At 72.1% G+C, this 22280-nt stretch carries 18 protein-coding genes; 10 read left to right on the forward strand and 8 right to left on the reverse strand.

The window, feature by feature from the left end; all coding sequences use genetic code 11:
* Nucleotides 1–1728 precede the first annotated feature (1728 nt).
* Together ABD785_RS00010 and ABD785_RS00015 are read left to right on the forward strand one after the other, a co-directional pair.
* Nucleotides 1729–2652, forward strand: coding sequence for an EamA family transporter (locus ABD785_RS00010; protein ID WP_344820986.1), 924 nt, complete (start codon nucleotides 1729–1731; stop codon nucleotides 2650–2652).
* Between the two features lie 80 nt (nucleotides 2653–2732).
* Nucleotides 2733–3833 carry a helix-turn-helix transcriptional regulator gene (locus tag ABD785_RS00015; protein WP_344820987.1) on the forward strand — a complete coding sequence of 367 codons (1101 nt, stop codon included), beginning with the start codon at nucleotides 2733–2735 and terminating at the stop codon, nucleotides 3831–3833.
* Between the two features lie 4 nt (nucleotides 3834–3837).
* Here the strand turns inward: ABD785_RS00015 and ABD785_RS00020 are convergent, their stop codons facing one another.
* From ABD785_RS00020 to ABD785_RS00030, 3 genes are all read right to left on the reverse strand, one after another.
* Nucleotides 3838–4290, reverse strand: a complete 453-nt coding sequence (locus ABD785_RS00020; protein WP_344820988.1) for an ATP-binding protein — start codon at nucleotides 4288–4290, stop codon at nucleotides 3838–3840.
* Nucleotides 4291–4759: 469 nt separating this feature from the next.
* A complete protein-coding gene (locus ABD785_RS00025; RefSeq protein ID WP_344820989.1) occupies nucleotides 4760–4966 on the reverse strand; it encodes a DUF3040 domain-containing protein in 207 nt (68 codons plus the stop codon).
* Nucleotides 4967–5050: 84 nt separating this feature from the next.
* Nucleotides 5051–6616, reverse strand: a complete 1566-nt coding sequence (locus tag ABD785_RS00030) for a glycoside hydrolase family 10-like protein (RefSeq protein ID WP_344820990.1) — start codon at nucleotides 6614–6616, stop codon at nucleotides 5051–5053.
* A gap of 127 nt (nucleotides 6617–6743) precedes the next feature.
* On the opposite strand from ABD785_RS00030, the gene ABD785_RS00035 reads away from it, so the two are divergent.
* From ABD785_RS00035 to ABD785_RS00045, 3 genes are all read left to right on the forward strand, one after another.
* The gene (locus tag ABD785_RS00035; protein ID WP_344820991.1) at nucleotides 6744–7643 is read left to right on the forward strand and encodes a metal-dependent hydrolase; all 900 of its coding nucleotides are present in this window, start codon (nucleotides 6744–6746) and stop codon (nucleotides 7641–7643) included.
* Entirely contained in the window at nucleotides 7643–8692 is a 1050-nt protein-coding gene (locus tag ABD785_RS00040) for a PDR/VanB family oxidoreductase (protein ID WP_344820992.1), read from the forward strand. The genes ABD785_RS00035 and ABD785_RS00040 overlap by 1 nt, the downstream gene beginning before the upstream one ends.
* Nucleotides 8693–8781: 89 nt before the next feature.
* Nucleotides 8782–9429 (forward strand): TetR/AcrR family transcriptional regulator, encoded by a 648-nt coding sequence (locus tag ABD785_RS00045; protein ID WP_344820993.1) that lies wholly within the window; start codon nucleotides 8782–8784, stop codon nucleotides 9427–9429.
* Between the two features lie 12 nt (nucleotides 9430–9441).
* On the opposite strand, the gene ABD785_RS00050 is transcribed toward ABD785_RS00045, so the two are convergent.
* Entirely contained in the window at nucleotides 9442–10674 is a 1233-nt protein-coding gene (locus ABD785_RS00050) for an isochorismate synthase (RefSeq protein ID WP_344820994.1), read from the reverse strand.
* Nucleotides 10675–10770: 96 nt separating this feature from the next.
* Between ABD785_RS00050 and ABD785_RS00055 the strand changes: the two genes are divergently transcribed.
* Both ABD785_RS00055 and fusA read left to right on the forward strand, forming a co-directional pair.
* Complete coding sequence (locus tag ABD785_RS00055) at nucleotides 10771–11574, forward strand: tyrosine-protein phosphatase (RefSeq protein WP_344820995.1); 804 nt, start codon at nucleotides 10771–10773, stop codon at nucleotides 11572–11574.
* 81 nt (nucleotides 11575–11655) lie between these two features.
* Complete coding sequence (gene fusA, locus ABD785_RS00060; protein WP_344820996.1) at nucleotides 11656–13683, forward strand: elongation factor G; 2028 nt, start codon at nucleotides 11656–11658, stop codon at nucleotides 13681–13683.
* A gap of 6 nt (nucleotides 13684–13689) precedes the next feature.
* Here the strand turns inward: fusA and ABD785_RS00065 are convergent, their stop codons facing one another.
* The 4 genes from ABD785_RS00065 to ABD785_RS00080 form a co-directional block, all read right to left on the reverse strand.
* Nucleotides 13690–14637, reverse strand: coding sequence for an alpha/beta hydrolase (locus ABD785_RS00065; RefSeq protein WP_344820997.1), 948 nt, complete (start codon nucleotides 14635–14637; stop codon nucleotides 13690–13692).
* A gap of 67 nt (nucleotides 14638–14704) precedes the next feature.
* Nucleotides 14705–16369: a 2-succinyl-5-enolpyruvyl-6-hydroxy-3-cyclohexene-1-carboxylic-acid synthase gene (gene menD / locus ABD785_RS00070; protein WP_344820998.1), complete on the reverse strand. Its 1665-nt coding sequence runs from the start codon at nucleotides 16367–16369 to the stop codon at nucleotides 14705–14707.
* Between the two features lie 13 nt (nucleotides 16370–16382).
* Nucleotides 16383–17309, reverse strand: coding sequence for an o-succinylbenzoate synthase (locus ABD785_RS00075; RefSeq protein ID WP_344820999.1), 927 nt, complete (start codon nucleotides 17307–17309; stop codon nucleotides 16383–16385).
* The gene (locus ABD785_RS00080; RefSeq protein ID WP_344821000.1) at nucleotides 17309–18208 is read right to left on the reverse strand and encodes a 1,4-dihydroxy-2-naphthoyl-CoA synthase; all 900 of its coding nucleotides are present in this window, start codon (nucleotides 18206–18208) and stop codon (nucleotides 17309–17311) included. Before ABD785_RS00080 ends, ABD785_RS00075 begins: the two co-directional genes overlap by 1 nt.
* 58 nt (nucleotides 18209–18266) lie before the next feature.
* On the opposite strand from ABD785_RS00080, the gene ABD785_RS00085 reads away from it, so the two are divergent.
* From ABD785_RS00085 to ABD785_RS00095, 3 genes are all read left to right on the forward strand, one after another.
* Nucleotides 18267–19403 (forward strand): AMP-binding protein, encoded by a 1137-nt coding sequence (locus ABD785_RS00085; protein WP_344821001.1) that lies wholly within the window; start codon nucleotides 18267–18269, stop codon nucleotides 19401–19403.
* A complete protein-coding gene (locus ABD785_RS00090) occupies nucleotides 19400–20098 on the forward strand; it encodes a GNAT family N-acetyltransferase (protein ID WP_344821002.1) in 699 nt (232 codons plus the stop codon). The genes ABD785_RS00085 and ABD785_RS00090 overlap by 4 nt, the downstream gene beginning before the upstream one ends.
* Nucleotides 20099–20497: 399 nt before the next feature.
* Nucleotides 20498–21982: an RNA polymerase sigma factor gene (locus ABD785_RS00095; RefSeq protein WP_344821003.1), complete on the forward strand. Its 1485-nt coding sequence runs from the start codon at nucleotides 20498–20500 to the stop codon at nucleotides 21980–21982.
* Nucleotides 21983–22280: the final 298 nt, after the last annotated feature.

Consider the following 22280-nt stretch of genomic DNA (forward strand, 5'->3'; position numbering starts at 1 on the left):
CAAAGGATTTGATGTGTGAGATTGTCTTCCTAAGACCGCTTGGCCTCCGACTTGCCGTTCCTGGAGAACGTCACCCGCGGGCGCGGGGGCGGGAACCGTGGGCGGCGGCGCCACGGGCGGCGGGGCGGACGCGCGGCCCGGACGGGTCGCGAACGGGTCGTCGTCGCTGGGGACGACCGGCGGAGGCTGCGGGCTCGCCACGGGCGGGGGCTCGACCGGCGAGGGGCGGGTCGCGGCCCGTTCGTCGGCGAGGTGCTGGCGGGCCGCCTCGATGATCTCCCAGGCGGTGAGCTCGCCGGTGGCCTTGGGCCGTTGCAGCGCCGGGGTTCCGAGCTCGGCGGCGCACGCGGCCGGGACGACGAACTCGAGGTGGGCCGGGCGGACCTGGCCGAGGCGGCAGGCCGTCATCGCGAGGGAGTGGCTGGTGGCCAGGAGCGCGCGGATCTTGGCCGGATCGCTGGACGACAGCCGGGCGGGCAGCCGGACGCCCTGGGGGAACAGCTCGCGCAGCGGGTGCCCGGCCTGCCCGAGGACCTCCTGGACGGTGCGGGCGCTCTCGGGGTCGAGCCAGGGCAGGACCGCCGGGACGGCCTGCGGAATGGTCTGCAGATCGGCGGCGAAAACAGCGGCGGCACTGCGGCGCAGGTCGTTGGGGTGCTGGGGGGTCTCGGAGAGCCCGGAGATGATCTGTGCCAGGTCGTAGAGCGCCAGCCGCAGGTACTCCCCGGGCGAGGCCTCCCGGACGATCGGCGCGGCGTGCTCGGCGGGGCAGCGGCGCAGCCACTCGCGGGTGACGTGCTGCGGCCCGTACTGGACGGCCTGCAGATCCGCCTGGGCGTACTGCTGGGTCCCCGCGCAGATGGCGGCCAGGGCGGCGGCACCGGGATTGAACGCCGGATCGGCCTGGAGGATCATGGCGGCCTCGCCCATGATGCGCACCAGATAGCCGGCGCCGACGGGGTCGCGGGCGGCGAGCCGGTCGGTGTAGTAGGTCGCCAGCCTGGTCAGATCGGGCGGGACCATCCAGCGCAGCTGGTCGGCCGGGACGGTCAGGTAGTGGGCGAACATCGCCACGAGCGGGTGCTCGGCCAGCACGACCGGGGTGCCGGCGGCGAACAGGACCGCGCCCCACAGGGCGGCGACGGTGCTCGGGGTGCCGGGGGCGAACGCCGGGTCGTTCTGGGCGAACTGCTCGGGGTTCACGGCGGTCGCGGCGATGAAGGACCGCTGGATGGCGGCGACGAGCTCGGCGGACGGCCCGTCGGCGAGGAGCCCGGCGTTGGCCATCGGGCCGGAGTTCACGTCGGCCCCGGTGGGGATCAGCTGGGGCGGGACGGGCGGGTTGCCGATGCCGGGCGGCGCGGGCGCCAGGGTCAGGCGGGTGGCGATGTCCATGGGCGGCGGGGCGGGGAACCACTGCCCGTCCAGGCCCGACCGGTACCAGCGGCCCCAGGATCCGAACAGCCACCACTCGCCGGGCCCCGCGAGCAGGGTGGAGGTGATCTGCTCGGCCCGTTGCGCTGGTGTCGCCGTCTGCCACCAGGTGTGCGACGTCATCGCGTGGACGTCGGCCTCGGCCTTGGCGAAGGGGTCGGTGGAGGGGCTGCCGGTGGTCTGCCATGTCACCGTCCGCATAGTAGTCGCCTTCGCGGCGTCTGCCCGGTATGGCGCCCCCGGTGTTCTTGAGATGTAATGACCGTCTTGGATTTCGCTCCTTAAGGAGGCAGGGTGAAGCGGGGCGTGCTGTGGGCGGTGCTGTCGTCGTTGTGCTTCGGCGCTTCGGGACCGTTCGGCAAGGCGCTGATAGGCGCCGGATTCTCCCCGCTCCAGGCCGCGTGGCTGCGGATCGCGGGCGCCGCCCTGATCCTGCTGCCGCTGGCGCTGGCGATGCGGGGACCGCGCGGGTTCTCCGCCGCGCGTCCGCACGCGGGCCGGGTGGTGGCCTACGGGCTGACCGGTGTCGTCGGCTGCCAGGCCCTGTTCTTCGTGGCCGCCTCGCGGCTTCCCGTGGGGATCGCCAGCCTGCTGGAGTTCACCGGCCCCGTCGTGCTGCTGCTCTGGGTCGGGGTGGTGCGGCGGGCCCCGGTGCGGCGCGGCGCGGCGGCGGGGATCGCGGTGGCGGTCGTCGGGCTGGCCTGCGTGGTGGAGGTCTGGTCGGGCCTTTCCCTCGACGCGATCGGGCTGGCGGCGGGGCTGGGGTCCGCAGCCTGCCAGGCGGCCTACTTCCTTCTGGTGGAGGGCATGACGGGCCAGGTCGATCCGCTGGTGATGACGGCGGGCGGCATGGTGGTGGGCGCGCCGGTCCTCGCGGTCGTGGCGGCTCCGTGGAACGCCCCGTGGCACGTGCTGGGCGACACGGTGGCCTTCGGCACGGGAACGGCGCCCGCGTGGGCACTGGCCCTGTGGGTGATCGTCGTCAGCACGGTGGTGGCCTACGTGACGGGCTGCTGGGCGGTCCAGCTCCTCGACGCGCAGCCCGCCGCGGCGATCGGCTACACCGAGGCGGTCGCCGCCACCGTCATCGCCTGGGTGGTCCTGGGCGAGCATCTGACGGCCTTCCAGGTGGCCGGCGGGGTGGTCGTGCTGAGCGGCGCCTACATCGCGCAGAGATCGGTCGAGCCGCGCCCGTCGCCGGTCCCCGTCGCGGCCTGACGTCCTCAGAGTTTCCTCCCTCAGAGTTACATCGTTGTGATTTCCCGTTAGATCGGGCCCGCTCTGGTGATGATGCGGATATGGACTCGCGACGCGATCGGTTGCTCGAGCTGGTGGCGCGGTTGCGGGAGGCCTCGCCCGGCGCGGTCGCGCCCGGCGACCTCGCCCACGACCTGAGGGTCGGCCGGGACACCCTCCGCAAGGACCTCGCGGAGCTGGAGGCCGGCGGGCTGCCGCTGCGGCACGACAAGGGCCGTGGGGTGGTCCTGGAGCCGCTGCCGCCGGGCGAGCCGATGGACGAGGCCGCCTCCGTGGCCGCTCCGGTCCCCCTGACGATCGCCGAGGCCGTCCGGGGGCAGCGGGTCGTGCGGATCGTCTATGTGGACGTGGAGGGCGAGCGGACCACACGGGACGTGGAGGCCGGCGGCCTCGTCGTGGCGCCCTACGGGGAGTACCTGGTGGGGTGGTGCCGGCTGCGGGAGGGGCCGCGGCTGTTCCGCCTGGACCGCATCTCCGCCGCGGTGCTGACCGGGGCGGAGGCGGGCCTGCGGCCGGTCGACGAGCTGCTCGCGAGCCTGCGGGTCCCGGCCCCGCGGGCCGCGCCCGACCGCTCGACCCCGGCCAGGGCCCGGGCGTGGACCCTGGACCGGATCCGGCACGTGCGGCTGCGCCTGGCCGAGACGGAGGCCGCGGTGGCCTCCTCCGCCGAGGGCGCGGCCCGGTTGCGGGCGGTGCTGGGGCATCTCGCGGAGTGGACGCGCTGGCAGGTCGCGGCGGTCCGGTCGGTGAGCACGGGCGAGGAGCTGCGCTTCTTCGGCCGCCGACCGGCCTTTCCCGCCGACTTCGACCGGGAGCAGGCCTTCGAGGTCCGCGAGCGGATGATCCAGGACGCCATGGCCGTCCGGTCCTTCGGCGAGCTGGCCCGCGATCTGGACGACGTCCTGGACGGCGCCGCGCACTGGGTGCACGACTCTCCGGACGCCTGGTGGACCGACCCCGTCCCCGATCCGGCCACGCCGGGCCGCCACCGCCCCCTGGCGGACCTGGTGGCGGGCTGGCACGGACCGCTGTTCCACGTGGAGTGGCATCTGGACCGCCTGGCCGAGCCCCCGGAACCCGAGGAGTCGGCCGATGACGATCCCGACGAGCGGCTGGTGCTGGTCTGCCCCCTGCTCGGCTGAGCCGTCAGGGGGCCAGGCCGGTGAGCAGGAACTGGAACCAGACGGTCTTCCCCGGCCCCGTGGGGGTGCTGCCGCAGGCGGCGGCGAGCGCCGCGACCAGCAGGAGCCCCCGGCCGTCCTCGGCGTCCTCCTCGCGGCTGGTGCGGGTGTTGGTGGGCGCCGCGACGGGACTGTGGTCGCTGATCTCGCCGCGGAGCATGAGGCCGTCGAGCAGCAGCCGCAGCCGGATGGGCCCGCGGCCGTGCACCACCGCGTTGGCGACGAGCTCGTCGACGATGAGGACCACGTCGTCGATGTCGGCGGAGTCGGTCAGCTTCCAGGCGGCGAGCTCGCCGCGGGTGAGGTTGCGCGCCCGCGACGGTGCGCGCAGGTCGGCGGGGAACTCCCAGGCCACGGCGCGGGCGTCGCCCCCAGGCGCCCTGCCGATCACTCCGAGCGGCTGCCGCTGTGCGTCCACTGCCCGCCTCCTCCCGATCGACGTGCGCCCTGCCCGAGTCCGATGTGGTGGTCTCCCCTACGCATGTTCCCGCTCACGCAGAAGAAAATTGCATCTCGTTCAGGTCTGGCCGAAACGGAAGACTTGTGTGGCGCGTCCATTCCCGGCACGGGTCCTCCCGACACCCCAGGGCCGACATTCAGTGCGACCTTCACAACAGGGACGCGCGATTGTGTCAGGCGGAGTACGTGATGTGAGTCACCTGATCGTTTCCAAGGCGTCAGCGGGAACAGGCACCCCTCCAGAACCGTTAGAGTGGACGTGCCGGTGTGGATTTGTGTCCCCGGGCCTCAACAAACGCCTTCGCGGAATACCGTTCGGCTGGAGCCGCGTTGTGCATATCGCCGAGAGGTGACCACCACACCGGCCTAGGCATGCTCAAGGCCCTCACCGGGAGTCCCGGATGAGGGCCTTCTGCGTTCCCGGCCTCTTACTGCGAGAAGAAGATCGCTACCGCGGTGCCGAACGCGGCCACCAGGCCCACGACCGCGACGATCACCGCCACGACGATCCGCTCGCGCCTGCTCCGACGGCTCTTACCGAATCGCTCCAGCCTCTCGGCCAGCCTTGGATCATCGTGGCTCAGCCGCGACGCGATCTCTGTGAGGATCCGCTCCTCATCCATCGAGAGCGCCATACCGCACCTCCGGGGGTCACATTGGTTGCTTCTTCCCCCGCCCGCGCGGTTTCTATCCTCACTTCAGGTCGGCAATCGGACAGATCATCGAGCGGCCGTCACCGTGCGTGCCGGAGCCGACTCGGCGTGTCCGCGGTCGAGCGCGGTGACCGTGTAGGTGACCGTCCCCGACGGCCGTCCGGTGTCGGTGAAGGAGGTTCCCCGGGTGGTGCCGATCAGGTCGGCCGGGCGGACGGTGCCGCACGCGGCGGCCTTGCCGGAGCGCCGGTAGACGGCGTAGGACGTCGCGCCCTTGGACCCCTTCCACGACACCGCCGCGCCGCTGACCTTGACGCCGGCCGGGGCCGCGGGGGCCTTGGCGCCCTTGGACGGCGGGATCAGCGCGGGCGTCCGGTAGTGATCGCGCAGCAGGACGCTCCCGAAGCCGCCGCGGTTGGCCGAGACGTCGGCCGCGGAGAAGAACACGTCGCCCCGCACCTCGGGGTACTTGCGGTTGAGGGTGAGATGGCGCGACAGCTCGTCCGGCTTCTTCCAGATCTTGTCCTCGCCGATCCGGTAGGCGGCCTGGCCGATCGTCAGCTGGACGCCGGTCCCCTTGACCAGGTTCGCCCACCACGCGACCAGGGTGCGGTAGTCGGCGGCCTTGTCACCGATGGGCCAGTAGAGCTGCGGCAGGACGTAGTCGAGCCAGCGCTGCCTGACCCACTTGCGGGTGTCGCCGTAGATCTCGGCGTAGGAGTCCAGGCCCTTGGTGTTCGACCCGGCGGGGTCGTCGCGCTTGTTCCGCCAGATCCCGAACGGGCTGATCCCGAACTTCACCCAGGACTTGGCCTTCTTGACCTCGCCGGAGACCCGCTGGACGAGCTGGTCGACGTTCGCGCGCCGCCACGCGGCCTTGGAGGCGTAACCCTTCCCGTAGGCCTTGAAGGTCTTGGCGTCCGGGAAGTCCTTGCCGGTCGGGTAGGGGTAGAAGTAGTCGTCGAAGTGGACGCCGTCCACGTCGTACTTGCGCACGACGTCCAGGACGGCGTTGAGGGCCAGTTCCCGGACCTGGGGCAGGCCCGGGTCGTACCAGAGGTACTTGCCGTAGACGTGGACCCAGTCGGGGTGCTTGCGGGCGGGGCTGGACGGGGCGAGGTGGGCGCGCTTGTTGTCCTGGCCGACGCGGTAGGGGTTGAACCAGGCGTGGAACTCCAGGTCCCGGGCGTGGGCCTCGTCGATGAGGAACTTCAGGACGTCCCAGCCGGGATCCTTGCCGGCCTTGCCGGTCAGCCACGCCGACCACGGCTCGTAGGGGGAGGCGTAGAAGGCGTCGCCCGCGGGCCTGATCTGCATGAAGACCGTGTTGAGGCGCATCGCCTTGGCCCGGTCGAGCAGCTTGCGGTAGCCGGCCTTCTTCTTCGCCACGCTCAGTTCCGGGTCGCCGGGCCAGTCCCCGCCGTACACGCTGGAGATCCACATGCCGCGGACCTGCTTGGCGGGGTCGTCGCCGGTCGCGGGGACCTTGGGGCACTCGGCGGTCGAGGCCTGGGCGAGGTCGAGGTTCCCGACCGGGGGGAGGGCCGTCTGGGGGTCCTCGCCGGCGCATCCTGCGGTGAGGACGAGACCCGCGGTGATCAGACCTGCGGCGGTGCGGCGTCCTCTGCTCATGCGTCGCGAGGCTACCCGGTTCCGGGCTCGGATCAGGACGGGTCGGGGGTAACCACCCGAAGTGCCCATGCCGCGCATCGTTCCGAACCGCTTCCGCATTTATTGACAACATGTCTACTATGGCGGGGTGCTGAAGGAAACGACTCCCGTCCTTGATGACAATCTCGTGCTCCAGGCCCGGGACGTCCACTTCGACTGGACCTCCCTGCCCGCGCACTGGGTGCCGGGCGAGCCGCTGGCCACCCATGTCATGAATGTGCTGCATCTGCTGCTGCCCGCGGGAGAACGCTGGTTCGTCGAGGTGTTCAAGCAGTCCCTGCCGCTCATCCAGGACGAGAAGCTGCGCCGGGACGTCCTCGGCTTCATCGGCCAGGAGGCCATGCACGCCAGGGCCCACACCGGCGTCCTGGAGCACTTCACGGCCACGGGCCTGGACTGCACGCCCTTCACCGACCAGGTCGAGTGGTTCTTCGGCCGGGTCCTCGGCGACCGTCCCGGCCTGCGTGGAGGCACCGCGACCGAATGGCTCGTCGAGCGGCTGGCGATCATCGCCGCGATCGAGCACGTCACCGCCTTCATGGGCGACTGGATCCTCAACGCCGACGGCCTCGACCGGGCCGGGACCGACCCGACGATGCTCGACATGCTCCGCTGGCACGGGGCCGAGGAGGTCGAGCACCGCAGCGTCGCCTTCGACCTGTTCACCCATGTCGACGGCCGCTACCGGCGCCGCGTCCAGGCCATGACGATCACCGGGCCCATGCTCCTCATGCTCTGGCGGCGGGGCGTCCGGTTCTTCTACGCCACCGATCCGGCGCTCCGGCATCTGAGCAGGCCGAAACTCGGTGACCTCAAGGACACCGCGGCCCGCGGCGTCACCCCGGCCATCAGCCACGTCAACCGGAAGATCGCCGCCTACTACTCGCCGCGGTACCACCCCTCCCGGGAGGGCTCCACCGAGCAGGCCGTCGCCTATCTCGCCTCCTCCCCCGCGGCCCAGGCCGCCGAGCACGGACACCACGCCTGATGCCCAAGCTCCCCGCCGAACTGCGCGGCCGGGGCGGCCCCGACGCGCTCATGGCCGCCGTCGGGCGCTTCTCCGACCTCATGACGCCGCTCCTGGGCCTCACCGCCCGCGGACGCCGCCCCGCGGGGCCCGTCGACCGCTCCCTCCAGGTCGTCGTGACCTCGGTGCGGGCCGAGGCCGACGGCGTCGTGTCGGTCCGCCTCGCCGACCTCGCCGGGCGTCCGCTCCCCGGCTGGCAGCCCGGCTGCCATCTCGACGTCCATCTGCCTTCCGGACGGGTCCGCCAGTACTCGCTGTGCGGCGATCCCCGCGACCGGACCGCCTACCGGATCGCCGTCCGCCTCATCGAGGACGGCGGCGGAGGGTCGAGGGAGGTCCACGCCCTCGCCGAGGGGCGCAGGCTCACGGTCTCGCCGCCGCGCAACGCCTTCCCGCTGGCCGTGACCGCCCGGCATGTGTTCGTCGCCGGCGGCATCGGGATCACCCCGATCCTGCCGATGGTCCAGGCCGCGGCCCGCCGCGGCGCCGACTGGCACCTGCTCTACCTCGGCCGGACGGCCGCCGCGCTGCCCTTCCTGGACGAGCTCGCGCCGCACGGCGACCGGGTGACCGTGCGCACCGACGACCTCGGCGGCCCGCCCTCCGCCGCGCTCCTGCCCGACGTCACCGGAGCCACCGTCCACGCCTGCGGCCCCGCCCCCCTCATCGGCCTGGTCAGGGACGCCGTCCGCGGCCGTGCCCTGTCCTTCCACTCCGAGCGGTTCACCCCCGCCCCCGTGGTCGGCGGGCGCCCCTTCGAGGTGCGCCTGGCCCGCCAGAACGTCACCGTGCACGTCCCGGCCGGCCGCACCGCCCTGGACGCCATCCGCGACGCCGTCCCCGACGTGGCCTACTCCTGCCGCCAGGGTTTCTGCGGGACGTGCCGGGTGAGGGTCCTGGGCGGCGAGCCCGACCACCGTGACAACGCCCTGACAGACGACGAACGCCGAAGTGAGATGATGATCTGCGTGTCGCGGGCCACCGGCCTCGACCTCACCCTCGACCTGTAATCTCCCCCCACCAGGATCCGCGGCGCGAGCGGACCCGAGCAGAGCCGCCCGGCGATCAGAACCTCCGGCGATTCAGAGACAAGGCATTCATGGCGTCCACGACCGACAACCGCCCGCGCCGCATGGCCCCTGAGGACCGCAAGCAGGCCCTCATCGACTCCGCCCTCGAGCTGTTCGGCAAGGACACCCCCGAGCGGGTCACCATGGAGGACGTCGCCGCGCACGCCGAGGTCTCCCGCGCCCTGGTCTACCGCTACTTCTCCAACATCGAGGAGATCTACGTCGCGGCCCTGCGCACGGCCGTCGACGACCTCGTCGCACGCCTCCAGCGCCAGCGCGAGGGCGATCTCCTCGACCAGCTCGAGGCGACCATCGGCGAGTTCGTGAGCTTCGCCGAGGAGCGCGCCGCCGGATACATCGCCCTGCTGCGCAGTGGTTCGGTCATCGCCACCTCGGAGACCGCGGCCCTGGTCGACGAGGTCAGGCACGCGGCCGTCGCGGAGGTCCTGGCGCGGCTGGAGATCGCCGACCCCAGCCCGTTCCTGCTGCTCACCCTGCGCTGTTGGGTCGCGGTCTGCGAGGGGGCCCTGCTGACCTGGCTCCAGGAGCGCACCCTGGCCAAGGAGGCGCTCGTCCCCTGGCTGTCCGGCCAGCTCGTGGCCATGGTCGCCGCCACCGCGGGCCATGATCCGGCCGTCGCCGACTTCATCGCCAAGCTGGGCCGCGACCAGCCCTGAGCGCGGGCGGGCTCAGCCCTCCAGGGCCTCGCGCATGGCCCGGAACTTCGTCTGGGTCTCGGCCAGCTCCGCCTCCGGCACCGACTCGGCGACGATCCCGCAGCCCGCGAACAGCCGGGCCCGGTTCCCCTCGAGCTGGGCGCAGCGCAGCGCGATCCCCCACTCGCCGTCGCCGCGGGCGTCCACCCAGCCCACCGGTCCGGCGTATCGGGCACGGTCCATGACCTCGAGCTCCCGGATCAGGTCCAGGGCCACGTCGGTCGGGGTGCCGCCCACCGCCGGGGTCGGGTGCAGGGCCGCCAGGACGTCCAGGACCGAACGCTCGCTGTTCAGCCTGCCGCGCACCGGCGTGGCCAGATGCTGGAGGTTGGCCAGCCGCAGCAGTTCCGGTGAGTCGGGCAGGTCCAGGGAGTCGCACAGCGGGGTGAGGGCCTCCCGGACCATCGTGGCGGCGTAGGCGTGCTCGTCGAGGTCCTTGCGCGAGTGCAGCAGCCGGTCGGCCAGCACCTCGTCCTCGGCCGCGTCACGGCCTCTGGGGGTCGTGCCCGCCAGCACCAGGGACTCGATGGTCTCCTCCGACCGGCGCACCAGCAGCTCCGGAGTGGCGCCCACGAGGCCGTCGACGGCGAAGGTGTAGCAGGCGGGGAAGCGGTCCGACAGGCGTCTGAGCAGCACGCGGGCGTCCAGCGGCTGCCGTGATTCGGCCCACAGGTCGCGGGCCAGGACGACCTTGCCCAGCCGTCCCTCCCTGATCCGCTCGACGGCGGCGCCGACCGCGCTCCCCCACTCGGGGGCCGACAGGGTGCCGTCGGTCCAGCCGATCCCCTCCGGCTCCACCAGGGGACGGACCAGGGTCAGGGCCTCGGGCTCGCCGATCGTGGTCAGCCAGGCCCGCCCGTCGCGCCAGCCCAGGACGGTCCGCGGGACGATCAGGACGCTGTCGGAGCTCTTGGCGTCGAAACCGAAGGCCCCGAACGCGACGGGACCCGACCCGGGGACCCTCAGCGGATCATGGACCTCGGCCGCGGCGAAGATCGCCTCCAGCCTGCGCCCGGCCCAGGCGAACCTGTCGTCGCCGCCGGGAACGGCGATCCTGACCGCCTCACCCCAGCCGACCAGCCCCTCGTCACCCCGAATCCACGCGAGCGCGGACGGGTGCGGCAGACGTCCGATCAGATCGACCGGGCCCGCCACCGGTACCGTCCGGACCACCAGCCGTTCCGAGGCTCCCAGGGCAACACTCACACCCCCACAGTACCGAAGAGTTGAACCCGTTCAAAAGGCCGCCCTGCCGTGATCTAGATGATACTGCCCGGGAACCCAGCGGGTAGGCTCCCGATCATGAGCGAGCACAACCGCTGGATCTCCCTCGAAGGCGCCGTCAACGTCCGCGACCTCGGCGGACTCCCCACCCACGACGGGGCCGTCACCCGGCCGGGACATCTCTACCGCTCCGACAACCTCCAGGGCCTCACCCCCGCCGACGTCGCCCTTCTCACCGGCGCCAAGGGCCTCGGCCACGTGATCGACCTTCGCAGCAACGCCGAGGTCCGGCTCGAGGGCCCGGGACCGCTGGTCGGCCACCCCGGCGTCGTCCACCACCACCTGTCGCTGTTCGCCGAGGCCGGCCGGATGACCGACGTCGACGCCGACCCCGAGGCCGCCGCGGACGTCGACAAGGTCCTCCCCTGGCAGCGACGTCCCGCCGACGGCGGCCGCACCCATCGCTCCGTCGGCTTCTACCACGCCTACCTGCGCGACCGCCCTGACTCGATCATCGACGCCCTGCGCGTCATCGCCCACGAGGACCGCGCCTCGATCGTCCACTGCGCCGCCGGGAAGGACCGCACCGGCGTCGTCGTCGCGCTCGCCCTCGGCATCGCGGGCGTCACCCGGCCTGCCATCGTCGCCGACTACGCCGCCACCGGTGAGCGGATCTCCGCCATCCTCGCCCGGCTCAAGGCGAGCCCCACCTACTCCGCCGACCTCGACAAGCGCCCGGACGACAGCCACATCCCGCATGCGTCGATCATGGAGAAGTTCCTCGCCGGCCTCGACGAGGAACACGGCGGCCCCGCCCGCTGGCTGACCGCGCAGGGCTGGACCGACGACGACACCGCCGCCCTGCGCTCCCGCCTGCTCTGAAAACCAGGTGCGCGGACGATCTTCTCGAACGGATACTCGGAGCCACATCCGGTAGTCCACACGAGGAAGACAGGCACGCTCATGGTCGGCACAACGCGCAAGCTCGCCACCGTCCGCAACATCGGCATCATGGCCCACATCGACGCCGGCAAGACGACGACCACCGAGCGGATCCTGTACTACACCGGCGTCTCCCACAAGATCGGTGAGGTCCACGACGGCACCACGACCATGGACTACACCAAGCAGGAACGCGACCACGGCATCACCATCACGAGCGCCGCGGTCACCTGCCACTGGAACCTGGACGGCACCGAGCACGCCATCACCCTGCTCGACACCCCGGGCCACGTCGACTTCACCATCGAGGTCGAACGCTGCCTGCGGGTGCTCGACGGGGCCGTGGCCGTGTTCGACGGCGTCGCCGGGGTCGAGCCGCAGTCCGAGACGGTGTGGCGCCAGGCCGACCGGTACGGCGTTCCCCGGATCTGCTTCGTCAACAAGCTCGACAGGACGGGCGCCGACTTCCACGCGTGCCTCGCCACCATCGAGGAGCGCCTGGGAGCCGTGCCCCTGGTGGTCCAGCTGCCCATCGGGGCCGAAGCGGGTTTCCGCGGGGTCGTCGACCTCGTCGCCATGACCGCGCTCGTCTGGTCGCCAGACACGCCCCTCGGCGCGGCCTACACCACGAGCGCGATCCCGGCCGAGCTCGCCGAGACGGCCACGCGCTGGCGTTCGCGCCTCGTGGAGACCCTCGCCGACCACGACGAACCCACCCTGCACGCCTATCTCGACGGGCGGGCCCTCTCCGCGGACGAGCTGCACGCCGCCATCCGGCGCGCCACGCTCTCCCGCGAGGGATCCACCGTCACACCCGTCCTGTGCGGCACCGCGTTCAAGAACAAGGGCGTCCAGCCCCTGCTCGACGCGATCGTCCGCTACCTGCCCTCACCCGAGGACGCCGGAGCCACCGAGGGACCGCTGAGCGCCCTGGCCTTCAAGGTCGCGACCGACCAGCACCTCGGGAAGCTCACCTTCGTGCGCGTCTACACCGGACGCCTCGAGACCGGCGCGACCGTCCTCAACCCGGTGAAGGGCGGGAAGGAACGGATCAGCAAGCTCTACCGCATGCGCGCCGACAAACGAGAGGAGATCACCACGGCTCAGGCGGGCGACATCGTCGCGGTCGCCGGGCTCAAGCGGACGACCACCGGCGAGACCCTCTGCGACGAGCGGCACCCGGTCGTGCTGGAGTCCATGGACTTCCCCGACCCGGTGCTCGAGGTCGCCGTCGAACCCCGTTCCCAGGCCGACCACGACCGTCTCGGCAGCGCGCTCCAGCGGCTCGCCGAGGAGGACCCCTCCTTCCGGATCCGCACCGACGCCGCCACCGGGCAGACCGTCCTCGGCGGGATGGGCGAACTCCATCTGGAGATCCTCGTGGAGCGGATGAAGGACGAGTTCGGCGTCGAGGCGGCCGTCGGGCGTCCGCGCGTCGCCTACCGGGAGACCATCGCCCGCAGGGCCGAGGACGTCACCTTCACCCACCGCAAGCAGACGGGAGGCAAGGGGCAGTACGCGAGGGTCAGGCTCACGCTCGAACCCCTCGCCGACGCACCGTACGAGTTCGTGAACAAGGTCACCGGCGGCCGGATCCCGAGGGAGTTCATCCCCTCGGTCGATCTCGGCTGCCAGGACGCCCTGCGCTCGGGCGTCCTGGCCGGGCACGAGATGACGGGCGTGCGCGTCATCCTCACCGACGGCGACTTCCACGTCATCGACTCCTCGGAGCTGGCCTTCCGGCTCGCCGGCGCCCAGGCCTTCAGGGAGGCCGCGGCGCAGGCGGGCCCGGTCCTGCTCGAACCGGTGATGGCCGTCGAGGTCACCACCCCCGAGGAGCATCTCGGCGACGTGATCGGCGACATCAATGCCCGGCGCGGTCAGGTCAGGGCTCTGTCCGAGCGTTCCGGGGCGCGGATCGTCGAGGCGAGCGTCCCGCTGGCGGAGATGTTCGGCTACGTCGGCGACCTGCGCGGCCGCACTTCGGGCCGCGCGGGTTACACGATGCGGTTCGAGACCTACGAGCCGGTCCCGCGAGCGCTCTGGTAGCGGGATTCAGAGGTTCATGGAGGTGAAGAGCAGGGGGAGCGCGGCGTGCATCTCACGCTGCCAGTACGACCAGGCGTGGGTGCCGGGCGCGTAGAAATGCGCGGTCACGGGCACGCCCGCTCCCCTCAGCCGGGCCACGACGGCCTTGGACTCCAGGTCGACGGTCCGCTCCACCACGTCGGTCAGCAGACCGCCCGTCCCGTCTCCCGAGGAGATGAACAGGGCGGCACCTCGCAGCCTCAGGGCCTGCTCGTAGGGGTCGTTGCGGACCCAGATGGCGCGCTGGGCCGGGATCTCGGGGTCGCCCCACACCCGGGTCCAGTCCGCCCAGCAGGCCAGGCCCGGCTTGTCGTATCCGCCGTCCCCGAGCCCCGAGTGCAGCGGATCGAGATTGCCGCTGAAGGAGGCCGCGCCGCGGAAGAACCCCGGGTGCGCGGCCGTCAGCTTCAGCGCGCCGAGCCCGCCCATCGAGTTGCCCGCCACCGCCCGCACCGCGGACGCCCGGTAGCCGCGCTCCAGGATCTGCGCGACGTCCTCGGTCAGGTAGGTCTCCCATCGCGGCGCCCCGCCCGAGCCGTGGTTCCACCAGTCGCTGTAGGCGCTGCACCACGAGGTGTCCGGCAGGACCACGATGGCGTCCCGGCCGGCCGTGGCGTCCTTCAGGTCCGTCTTGTCCGACCAGGAGCGGTAGTCGTCGAACCCGCCGTGCAGGAACCACAGGGTCGGCCAGGTCCGGTCGGCCGTCGCCGACCAGCCCGGCGGGAGCAGCAGACGCACCGTCCGGCGGCCTCCATCGACGTTCGGCGAGACGATCGTCAGATCGAGGGTTCGGCTATCCAGGCGGCTGGAGCCAGCCACGTACGCCCCCGATTCTGCGGCGAGAGCGCGGCCAGGGGAGGCGAGTCCCACGAAGAAGAGCATGACGGTCAGCACGAAGCCGAGGATGCGCCGCACGGCAACCCCCTGGAAGGCAATGTCCTATACCGGACATATGCCCCACAGAGGGACAAATTACGCTTTTCTAGAGGATTGCCTTGACCGCGCTCTGCGCCGCCTGCCGCATCCGGGCGTGGAGTGCGGCGTTCGCCTCACGGTCGGTCCGCGCCTCGATGATGCGCAGGCCGTCACCCGACAGGGCGCGCGCCAGCCCCGAAGCCGCCTCCAGCCGCGTGTACGGCACCCCGTGCGCCGCCGCCAGCATCTCCAGGTTCACCCCGTGCGGCGTGCCGAAGACCCGCTCGAACGGGCCCCGCAGCGACGCCTGGGGCAGCAGCGAGAAGATCCCCCCGCCGTCGTTGTTCACCACGACCAGGGCCAGGTCGGGACGCCGCTCGTACGGGCCCACCACCAGGCCGTTCTGGTCGTGCAGGAACGACAGATCCCCCAGCAGCGCGTACGACCTGCCCGAATGCCCCAGTGCCATCCCCATCGCGGTCGACACCAGCCCGTCGATGCCGCTCGCACCCCGGTTGGCCAGGATCCGCAGCCCGCGCCGCGGCCGCATCGTCTGGTCCAGATCGCGGATCGGCATGCTCGCCGCCGTGAACAGCAGCGATCCCCCCGGCACCGTCGCCACGAGGTCGCGGGCCAGCCGCGGCTCGCTCACCTCGTCGGACTCGTCCAGCACCTCGTCGACCGCCGCGGCGGCCGCCTGGTCGGCCGACCGCCACGACTTCAGCCAGCCGTCGTCGCCCGACACGACCGGGATCTCGACCTCCTGGGCCACCTGCGTCGCCGACCGCATCGGGTCGGCCCACCGCGACAGCGAGGGCGTCACCACGATGTGCTGCCGCGCCCGCCGCAGCATCGACATCAGCGGCTTCGACAGGCCCGGCTTTCCGAGCGTCACCACCACCTCCGGCTCGTGCCGCTCGGCGAACTCCGGCACCCCCAGCAGGAAATGGTGCGACGACATCGCGTGGTCGCCGTACCGGGCGTTCCCGATCGGCTCCGACAGCACCGGCCAGCCCGCCATCGACGCGGCCGCCACGTACCGCTTGACGTTCAGCGCGCCGTCACCGACGACCAGCACCCCGCGCCGCGTCGGCGGCACGTGCAGCACCGAGCCCGCCGACGGGCCGCGCACCTTGGTCCACGCCGACGCGCCGCTGCCGGTGAGGGGCTCGCACCACGTGTCGTCCCCGCTGGGGATCAGCGGCTCGCGGAAGGCCACGTTCAGATGGACGGGACCGGGATCGGGCACCAGCGACATCCCGAACGCCCGGCTCACCATCGACCGCCAGTAGGCGACCATCCCCGGCCGCTCCTCCGGCACCCCGACCTCGGCCACCCAGCGCACCGACGACCCGTAGAGCTTCACCTGGTCGATGGTCTGGTTGGCGCCCGTCCCCCGCAGCTCCGGCGGACGGTCGGCGGTCAGCACCAGCAGCGGCACCCCCGACTCCGACGCCTCGATGACGGCCGGATGGAAGTTCGCCGCCGCCGTCCCCGAAGTGCACACCAGCACGACCGGGCGGCCCGTCCGTTTCGCCAGCCCCAGCGCCAGGAACGACGCCGACCGCTCGTCGATCCGCACGTGCAGCCGCAGCCGGTCGGCGCGCTCCGCCTCGTCCAGGGCGAGCGCCAGCGGCGCCGACCGGGAACCGGGCGCGAGCACCACGTCGGTCGTTCCGCACCGCAGCAGCTCGTCCACCAGGACCGTCGCCAGCGCCGTCGCCGGATTCATGCACTCCCCCGTCTTATCTGCCGTGGCCGTCGGCCTGCTCGGCCCGCAGCCGCCAGCCTTCCGCATCCACCTCGAACCGCGCCAGCGCCGCCTCGTCCACCGAGGGACGGCGCACCGCGATCATTCCGTCCTCGACCGTCAGCGGATCGGCCGCGACGTCGCCCTCCAGCAGCTGGAGGGTCGCCAGGCCGCACGCGTAGGGCAGCACCGGCAGCGCCGCGGCCAGAGCCAGCCCCGCCGCCAGGCCCACCGAGGTCTCCACCGCGCTCGACACGACGACCGGAAGCCCGATCTGCTCGGCGACCTCCAGGGCGGCCGCCACCCCTCCGAGCGGCTGGACCTTGAGCACCGCGATGTCGGCGGCCTCGGCCTTCCGCACCAGGAACGGATCCTCCGCCCGGCGGATCGACTCGTCCGCGGCGACCGGCACGTCCACCCGGCGCCGCACCAGAGCGAGCTCCTCCACCGTGGCACACGGCTGCTCCACGTACTCCAGATCGAAACGATTCAGCATCCCGATCATCCGGACCGCCGTGTCGACGTCCCAGCCGCCGTTCACGTCGATCCGCACCCGGCCGCCCGGGCCGAGGGCGTCGCGGACGGCCTCCACCCGTTCGAGGTCCTCGCGGTGGTCCTGGCCGCGCTCGGCGACCTTCACCTTCGCCGTCCGGCACCCCGAGCTCGCCAGCACGATCTCCCGCGCCCGCCCGGGCCCCACGGCGGGGACCGTCACGTTCACCGGGATCCGGTCGCGGAGCGGCTCGGGAAAGCCCGTGAAGGCCGCCTCCCGCGCCGCCGCCAGCCACCGCGCCGCCTCGGCGGGCCCGTACTCGGCGAAGGGCGAGAACTCGCCCCATCCGGCCGGGCCCTCGATCAGCGCGCCGTCCCGCCGCGTCAGCCCGCGGAAGCGGGTGCGCATCGGGATGGAGAACGCCCGCATCAGCTGTACCAGGGATAGGGCGACCAGTCGGGGTCGCGCTTCTCCAGGAACTGGTCGCGGCCCTCGGCCGCCTCGGCCGTCCCGTAGGCCAGCCGCGTGGCCTCGCCGGCGAACACCTGCTGCCCGACCAGTCCGTCGTCGATCAGGTTGAAGGAGAACTTCAGCATCCGCTGCGCCGTCGGCGACTTACCGTTGATCTTGCGTGCCCACTCGAGCGCGACCTTCTCCAGGTCGGCGTGCGGGACGACCGCGTTCACCATGCCCATGCGATGGGCGTCCTCGGCGGTGTAGGTGTCGCCCAGGAAGAAGATCTCCCGGGCGAACTTCTGCCCCACCTGACGCGCCAGGTACGCCGAGCCGAAACCGCCGTCGAAGCTCGCCACGTCCGCGTCGGTCTGCTTGAACCGCGCGTGCTCCCGGCTGGCCAGCGTCAGGTCGGCCACCACGTGCAGGCTGTGCCCGCCGCCCGCCGCCCAGCCCGGCACCAGGCAGATGACGATCTTGCCCATGAACCGGATCAGCCGCTGCACCTCGAGGATGTGCAGCCGGCCCGCCCGTGCGGGGTCGATGCCCGCCGCCGTGTCGGTCTCGGAGTACTTGTAGCCGTCCTTGCCGCGAATCCGCTGGTCACCGCCGGAGCAGAACGACCACTTGCCGTCCTTGGGCGAGGGCCCGTTCCCGGTGAGGAGGATCACCCCGACGTCCCCGGTCAGGCGCGCGTGGTCCAGCGCCCGGTACAGCTCGTCGACCGTGTGCGGCCTGAAGGCGTTCAGCACCTCGGGGCGGTTGAACGCGATCCGCACCGTGCCCTGGTCCACCGCGCGGTGGTAGGTGATGTCGGTGAAGTCGAACCCTTCGACTTCCTTCCACGCGTCAGCGTCGAACAACTCAGAGACCATCCCCCTATTCAAGCGCCTTCCCGGAACGCCTCAGGCCACGGGTAGCCTGATCATCGTCATGAGAAGCGTCCACGCCGTCGTCCTGCCGCCCGGTCCTCGCCTCCTCGCGCGACTCGAAGCCGCGCTGGACGGCACCGGCCCCGCCCTGTGCCCGCTCCCGCCCGGTCTGCCGGAGGCCGCGTACAGCGCCCTCCTGGACGCGCTGAAACCGGCCGCCGTCGAGGACGAGTCGGGCGTGTCGCCGAGGCACGGAGCCGTCCCCACCGACGCCGCCGTCCTCATCGCGACCTCGGGGTCCACCGGAGTCCCCAAGATCGTCGAACTCTCCCCCGACGCCCTCAAGTCCTCCGCCCACGCGACGCTCGACCGGGTCGGCTCGCCGGGCTCCCGCTGGCTTTGCTGCCTGCCCACCAGCCACATCGCCGGAATCCAGGTCCTGGTCAGAGCCCTGCTCGCGGGCACCGAACCGGTCATCCACCCCGCCTTCGACCTGGAGTCCGTCGCCGCGGCGGGGAACGTCCACGTCTCCCTCGTCCCGACCCAGCTCCACCGCCTCCTCGACGCCGGCGCCGACCTGTCCGCCTTCGCCTCGATCCTGCTCGGCGGGGCGGCCGCCTCCCCAGCGCTGCTGGAGCGGGCCGCCGGACGCGGGGCCCGGCTCTTCACGACCTACGGGATGAGCGAGACCTGCGGCGGCTGCGTCTACGACGGGGTGCCCCTGGACGGCGTCCGGGTCTCCCTCGCCGCCGACGGCCGGATCCGTCTCGCCGGACCGGCCCTGTTCTCCCGTTACCGCCTCGCCCCCGCCCTCACCGCGTCCTCCTTCGACGGTGGCTGGTTCGTCACCGGGGACCTCGGCGAGCTCACCGGCGACGGGCGGCTCCGGGTCAGGGGCCGGGCGGACGACGTCATCAACACCGGCGGGGAGAAGGTCGTCGCGGGCGAGGTCGCCGCCGTCATCGGCCGGCATCCGGCGGTCCGGGACGTCGTCGTGGTCGGCCGCGACGACCCCGAGTGGGGCCAGCGCGTCACCGCGGTCGTCGTCGCCTCCGCGCCCCTCACCCTCGAGGAGGTCCGCGCCCACGTCAGGGAGGCGCTGCCCGCGCACGCCGCCCCCCGCGAACTCGACCTGCGCACCGAACTGCCGCTGCTGCCCTCCGGCAAGCCCGACCGCGAACGGCTCCGCCGGCCGTGAACGGCACGTGCCCGGCCCTGCTGGAGTGGGCCGCGCAGGGCGACCACACGGTGCACCGCTCCGGCGGGGCCGTGGCCGTCTCCGTGTCCGGCCTCGTGCGCCACGACCGGATCGCCGTCGAGGGGCCCGTGCCCGCCGTCCGGAAGCTCGTCGCCGAGATCGCCCGGCCCGGGTACCGGCTGCTGGGTGAAGCCGCCCTGATCGCCGAGGCGTTCGGCGCCGACCCCGCCTGGACCCTCACCCCCTCCTGGAGCTGGATGACGACCGGTGGGCCCGTCAGCCCGCCCGGCGCTGCCCGATGGCTGGACGAGAGCGCGTGGCCCGAGGTCGAGGCCCTGCTCGAACTCGCCTTCCCCGACTCCTACACCTGGCCCGGCATGAACCGCGTGAGGCGCTGGGCCGGCATCCGCGACCGCGACGGCTCCCTCGTCGCGACGGCCGCCGACGGGCCCTCCGCGCCCACCGTGGGCTACCTCGCGGGCGTCGCCGTCCATCCCGCGCACCGCGGCACGGGGCTGGCCGGGCGGATCTGCGGATTCGCCGCCCGCGAGCTGGCCTCGGCGCACGGCACCGTCGCCCTCATGGTCGACGACTGGAACACCACCGCCATCGGCCTCTACGAGCGTCTCGGCTTCACCGGCAGGTCCGCGATCCGGGCGGCGATTCCGGCGGCCGGGAACCTCCGGGACCCCTGAGGCGTTGGAGGATCTGCCGTCACCTCCGTGGCGGCTGCGCCGGCCGTCACAGCCGCCGAGGTGAACCCGCGGCGGTGACGGCACGTCTCATCTCTGTCGGTCATCCGGCGGCGCGTGCCCGCCCTCACCGGCCGGAAGACGGCCGCCGGCCCGCCGAAGCCCCGGCGCACCATGTTTCACCTTCGCCAGACCGGTCACGGATGACCGGTCCGACGCGCGCACAACGGCCGCCGCCTTTACAAAGTAAGTTCTCGTCCGACGGGACCGAAGGCCCAAAAAACGGACAGCCCGGAATAGGGCTACAAGTCAAGATTCCGCTGGTCGGGAACAAGCTGGACAGGATCGACCGTTTCGGATAGTGCGCACCGAAATTGAACCGCAGAAGGGAAGGACCGCCCCATGCCTCGCAAGGCCGCAGCGACGTCCGCCTCGGAACAGCCCGCAGACCGGGGCGCCGAGGCGTCCGGCAGCGCGCATCTCGACGAGTTGCTGACGCTCGGCCGATCCCGGGGACATCTCTCCCTGGCGGAGGTCCGCCAGGCGTTCGAAGAGGCCGGGATTACCCCGGCCCAGGGGCGCTCGCTGCTCAAGGAGCTCGCGGAGTGCGGCGTCAGCCTCGCCGACACCGCCGAGACCACCCCCAAGGCAGCCCCCAGGGCCCCGGCGGCCCGCAAGCCCGCGGCCGGGAAGACGGCCGCCGCCAAGGCGTCCCCCGTCACCCGGACGACCGCCTCGGCGCGCGCCGATGCCAAGGCCGTCATCGAAGGAGGCGAAGCCTTGTCCCCCACCGCGACCAAGGCCCGCAGAACCGCGACCAAGAAGACCACCGCCAAGACCGCCGCCCCCGCCGAGGAGACGCCGGTCAAGGCCGCCAAGGGCGAGCTCGGCGACGACGACTCCGACTTCGACCCCACGGCCGTCGAGGAGGAGGAGACCGAGGTCAGCACCAAGGACCTCGACGACAACACCTCGGTGATGGGCGACTCCGTCCACACCTACCTGAAGGCCATCGGACGCCGCCAGCTCCTCACCGCCGAGCAGGAGGTCGACCTCGCCAAGCGCATCGAGGCCGGCCTGTACGCCGAGTACAAGCTCGAGAACCCGCCCAAGCGCATGGCCGCCTCGACCCGCGAGGACCTCGAATGGGTCGTCGAGGACGGCAACCGGGCCAAGGCCCACATGCTCGAGGCCAACCTGCGGCTCGTCGTGTCCGTGGCCAAGAAGTACTCCGACCGCGGCCTGTCCCTGCTGGACGTCGTCCAGGAGGGCAACCTCGGGCTGATCCGCGCCGTCGAGAAGTTCGACTACAGCAAGGGCTACAAGTTCTCGACCTACGCGATGTGGTGGATCCGCCAGGCGATCCAGCGCGGCTTCGCCGACTCCGCGCGGACCATCCGGCTGCCCGTCCACGTCCTGGAGCTGCTGTCCAAGCTGTCCCGGGTCGAGCGCGACATGCACCAGCGGCTCGGCCGCGAACCCACCGACGAGGAACTGGCCGAGGAGATGGGCAAGAGCCCCGACCAGGTCCGCGAGCTCCTGCGCACCAGCCGACAGCCGATCAGCCTGGACTCCACCATCGGCGAGGACGGCGAGACCCGCATCGGCGACCTCATCGAGGACACCGACAGCCCCGAGGCCTCCGACCTGGTCGACCGCCAGCTCATGGCCGACCAGCTCCGCCGGGCCCTCGGCGTCCTGTCCCCGCGCGAAGCCAAGATCATGGCCATGCGCTTCGGCCTCTACGACGGCACCCCGCGCACCCTCGACGAGATCGGCAAGCACCTGGGCCTGACCCGGGAGCGCATCCGCCAGCTCGAGAAGGAGTCGCTCTCCAAGCTCCGCCACCCGAGCAACGCCCAGCCCCTGCTCGACTTCGCCGTCTAGGGCCTGTCTCGAAGTCGGCGCCCGTGGCGAGCGGCGTTCAGGTGCGTGCCCTGGAGGTGCGGAGGAGGGAGTCAGCCTGGTGTGGCTGGCGACCGACGACAGGATCTTGTGACGCCCCTGGTCAGAGGGCTTTTCGCTCTTGAGATCTGGGGTGGGGAGCCATTCGGGGAGCCAGGTGGTTCCGGGATGGCGTGGGAGAATGGGGGTGGTTCCTCGCAAGGGGAGCCGCCCCCTTCAAACGTGAGTGGGGGGACGGTCCTGGCAGACCGATCCCCCCAGTGACAGCCCGACCCACCCA

The sequence above is a fragment of the Actinocorallia longicatena genome, assembly GCF_039534125.1.
Lineage (GTDB): Bacteria > Actinomycetota > Actinomycetes > Streptosporangiales > Streptosporangiaceae > Actinocorallia > Actinocorallia longicatena.

Coding starts and splice junctions, on each gene's coding strand:
- ABD785_RS00095 (WP_344821003.1), top strand. CDS start 20,498: ATGCCTCGCAAGGCCGCAGCGACGTCCGCCTCGGAACAGCCCGCAGAC.
- ABD785_RS00075 (WP_344820999.1), bottom strand. CDS start 17,309: ATGCGGGCGTTCTCCATCCCGATGCGCACCCGCTTCCGCGGGCTGACG.
- ABD785_RS00030 (WP_344820990.1), bottom strand. CDS start 6,616: ATGAGCAGAGGACGCCGCACCGCCGCAGGTCTGATCACCGCGGGTCTC.
- ABD785_RS00015 (WP_344820987.1), top strand. CDS start 2,733: ATGGACTCGCGACGCGATCGGTTGCTCGAGCTGGTGGCGCGGTTGCGG.
- fusA (WP_344820996.1), top strand. CDS start 11,656: ATGGTCGGCACAACGCGCAAGCTCGCCACCGTCCGCAACATCGGCATC.
- ABD785_RS00025 (WP_344820989.1), bottom strand. CDS start 4,966: ATGGCGCTCTCGATGGATGAGGAGCGGATCCTCACAGAGATCGCGTCG.
- ABD785_RS00055 (WP_344820995.1), top strand. CDS start 10,771: ATGAGCGAGCACAACCGCTGGATCTCCCTCGAAGGCGCCGTCAACGTC.
- ABD785_RS00085 (WP_344821001.1), top strand. CDS start 18,267: ATGAGAAGCGTCCACGCCGTCGTCCTGCCGCCCGGTCCTCGCCTCCTC.
- menD (WP_344820998.1), bottom strand. CDS start 16,369: ATGAATCCGGCGACGGCGCTGGCGACGGTCCTGGTGGACGAGCTGCTG.
- ABD785_RS00040 (WP_344820992.1), top strand. CDS start 7,643: ATGCCCAAGCTCCCCGCCGAACTGCGCGGCCGGGGCGGCCCCGACGCG.
- ABD785_RS00045 (WP_344820993.1), top strand. CDS start 8,782: ATGGCGTCCACGACCGACAACCGCCCGCGCCGCATGGCCCCTGAGGAC.
- ABD785_RS00080 (WP_344821000.1), bottom strand. CDS start 18,208: ATGGTCTCTGAGTTGTTCGACGCTGACGCGTGGAAGGAAGTCGAAGGG.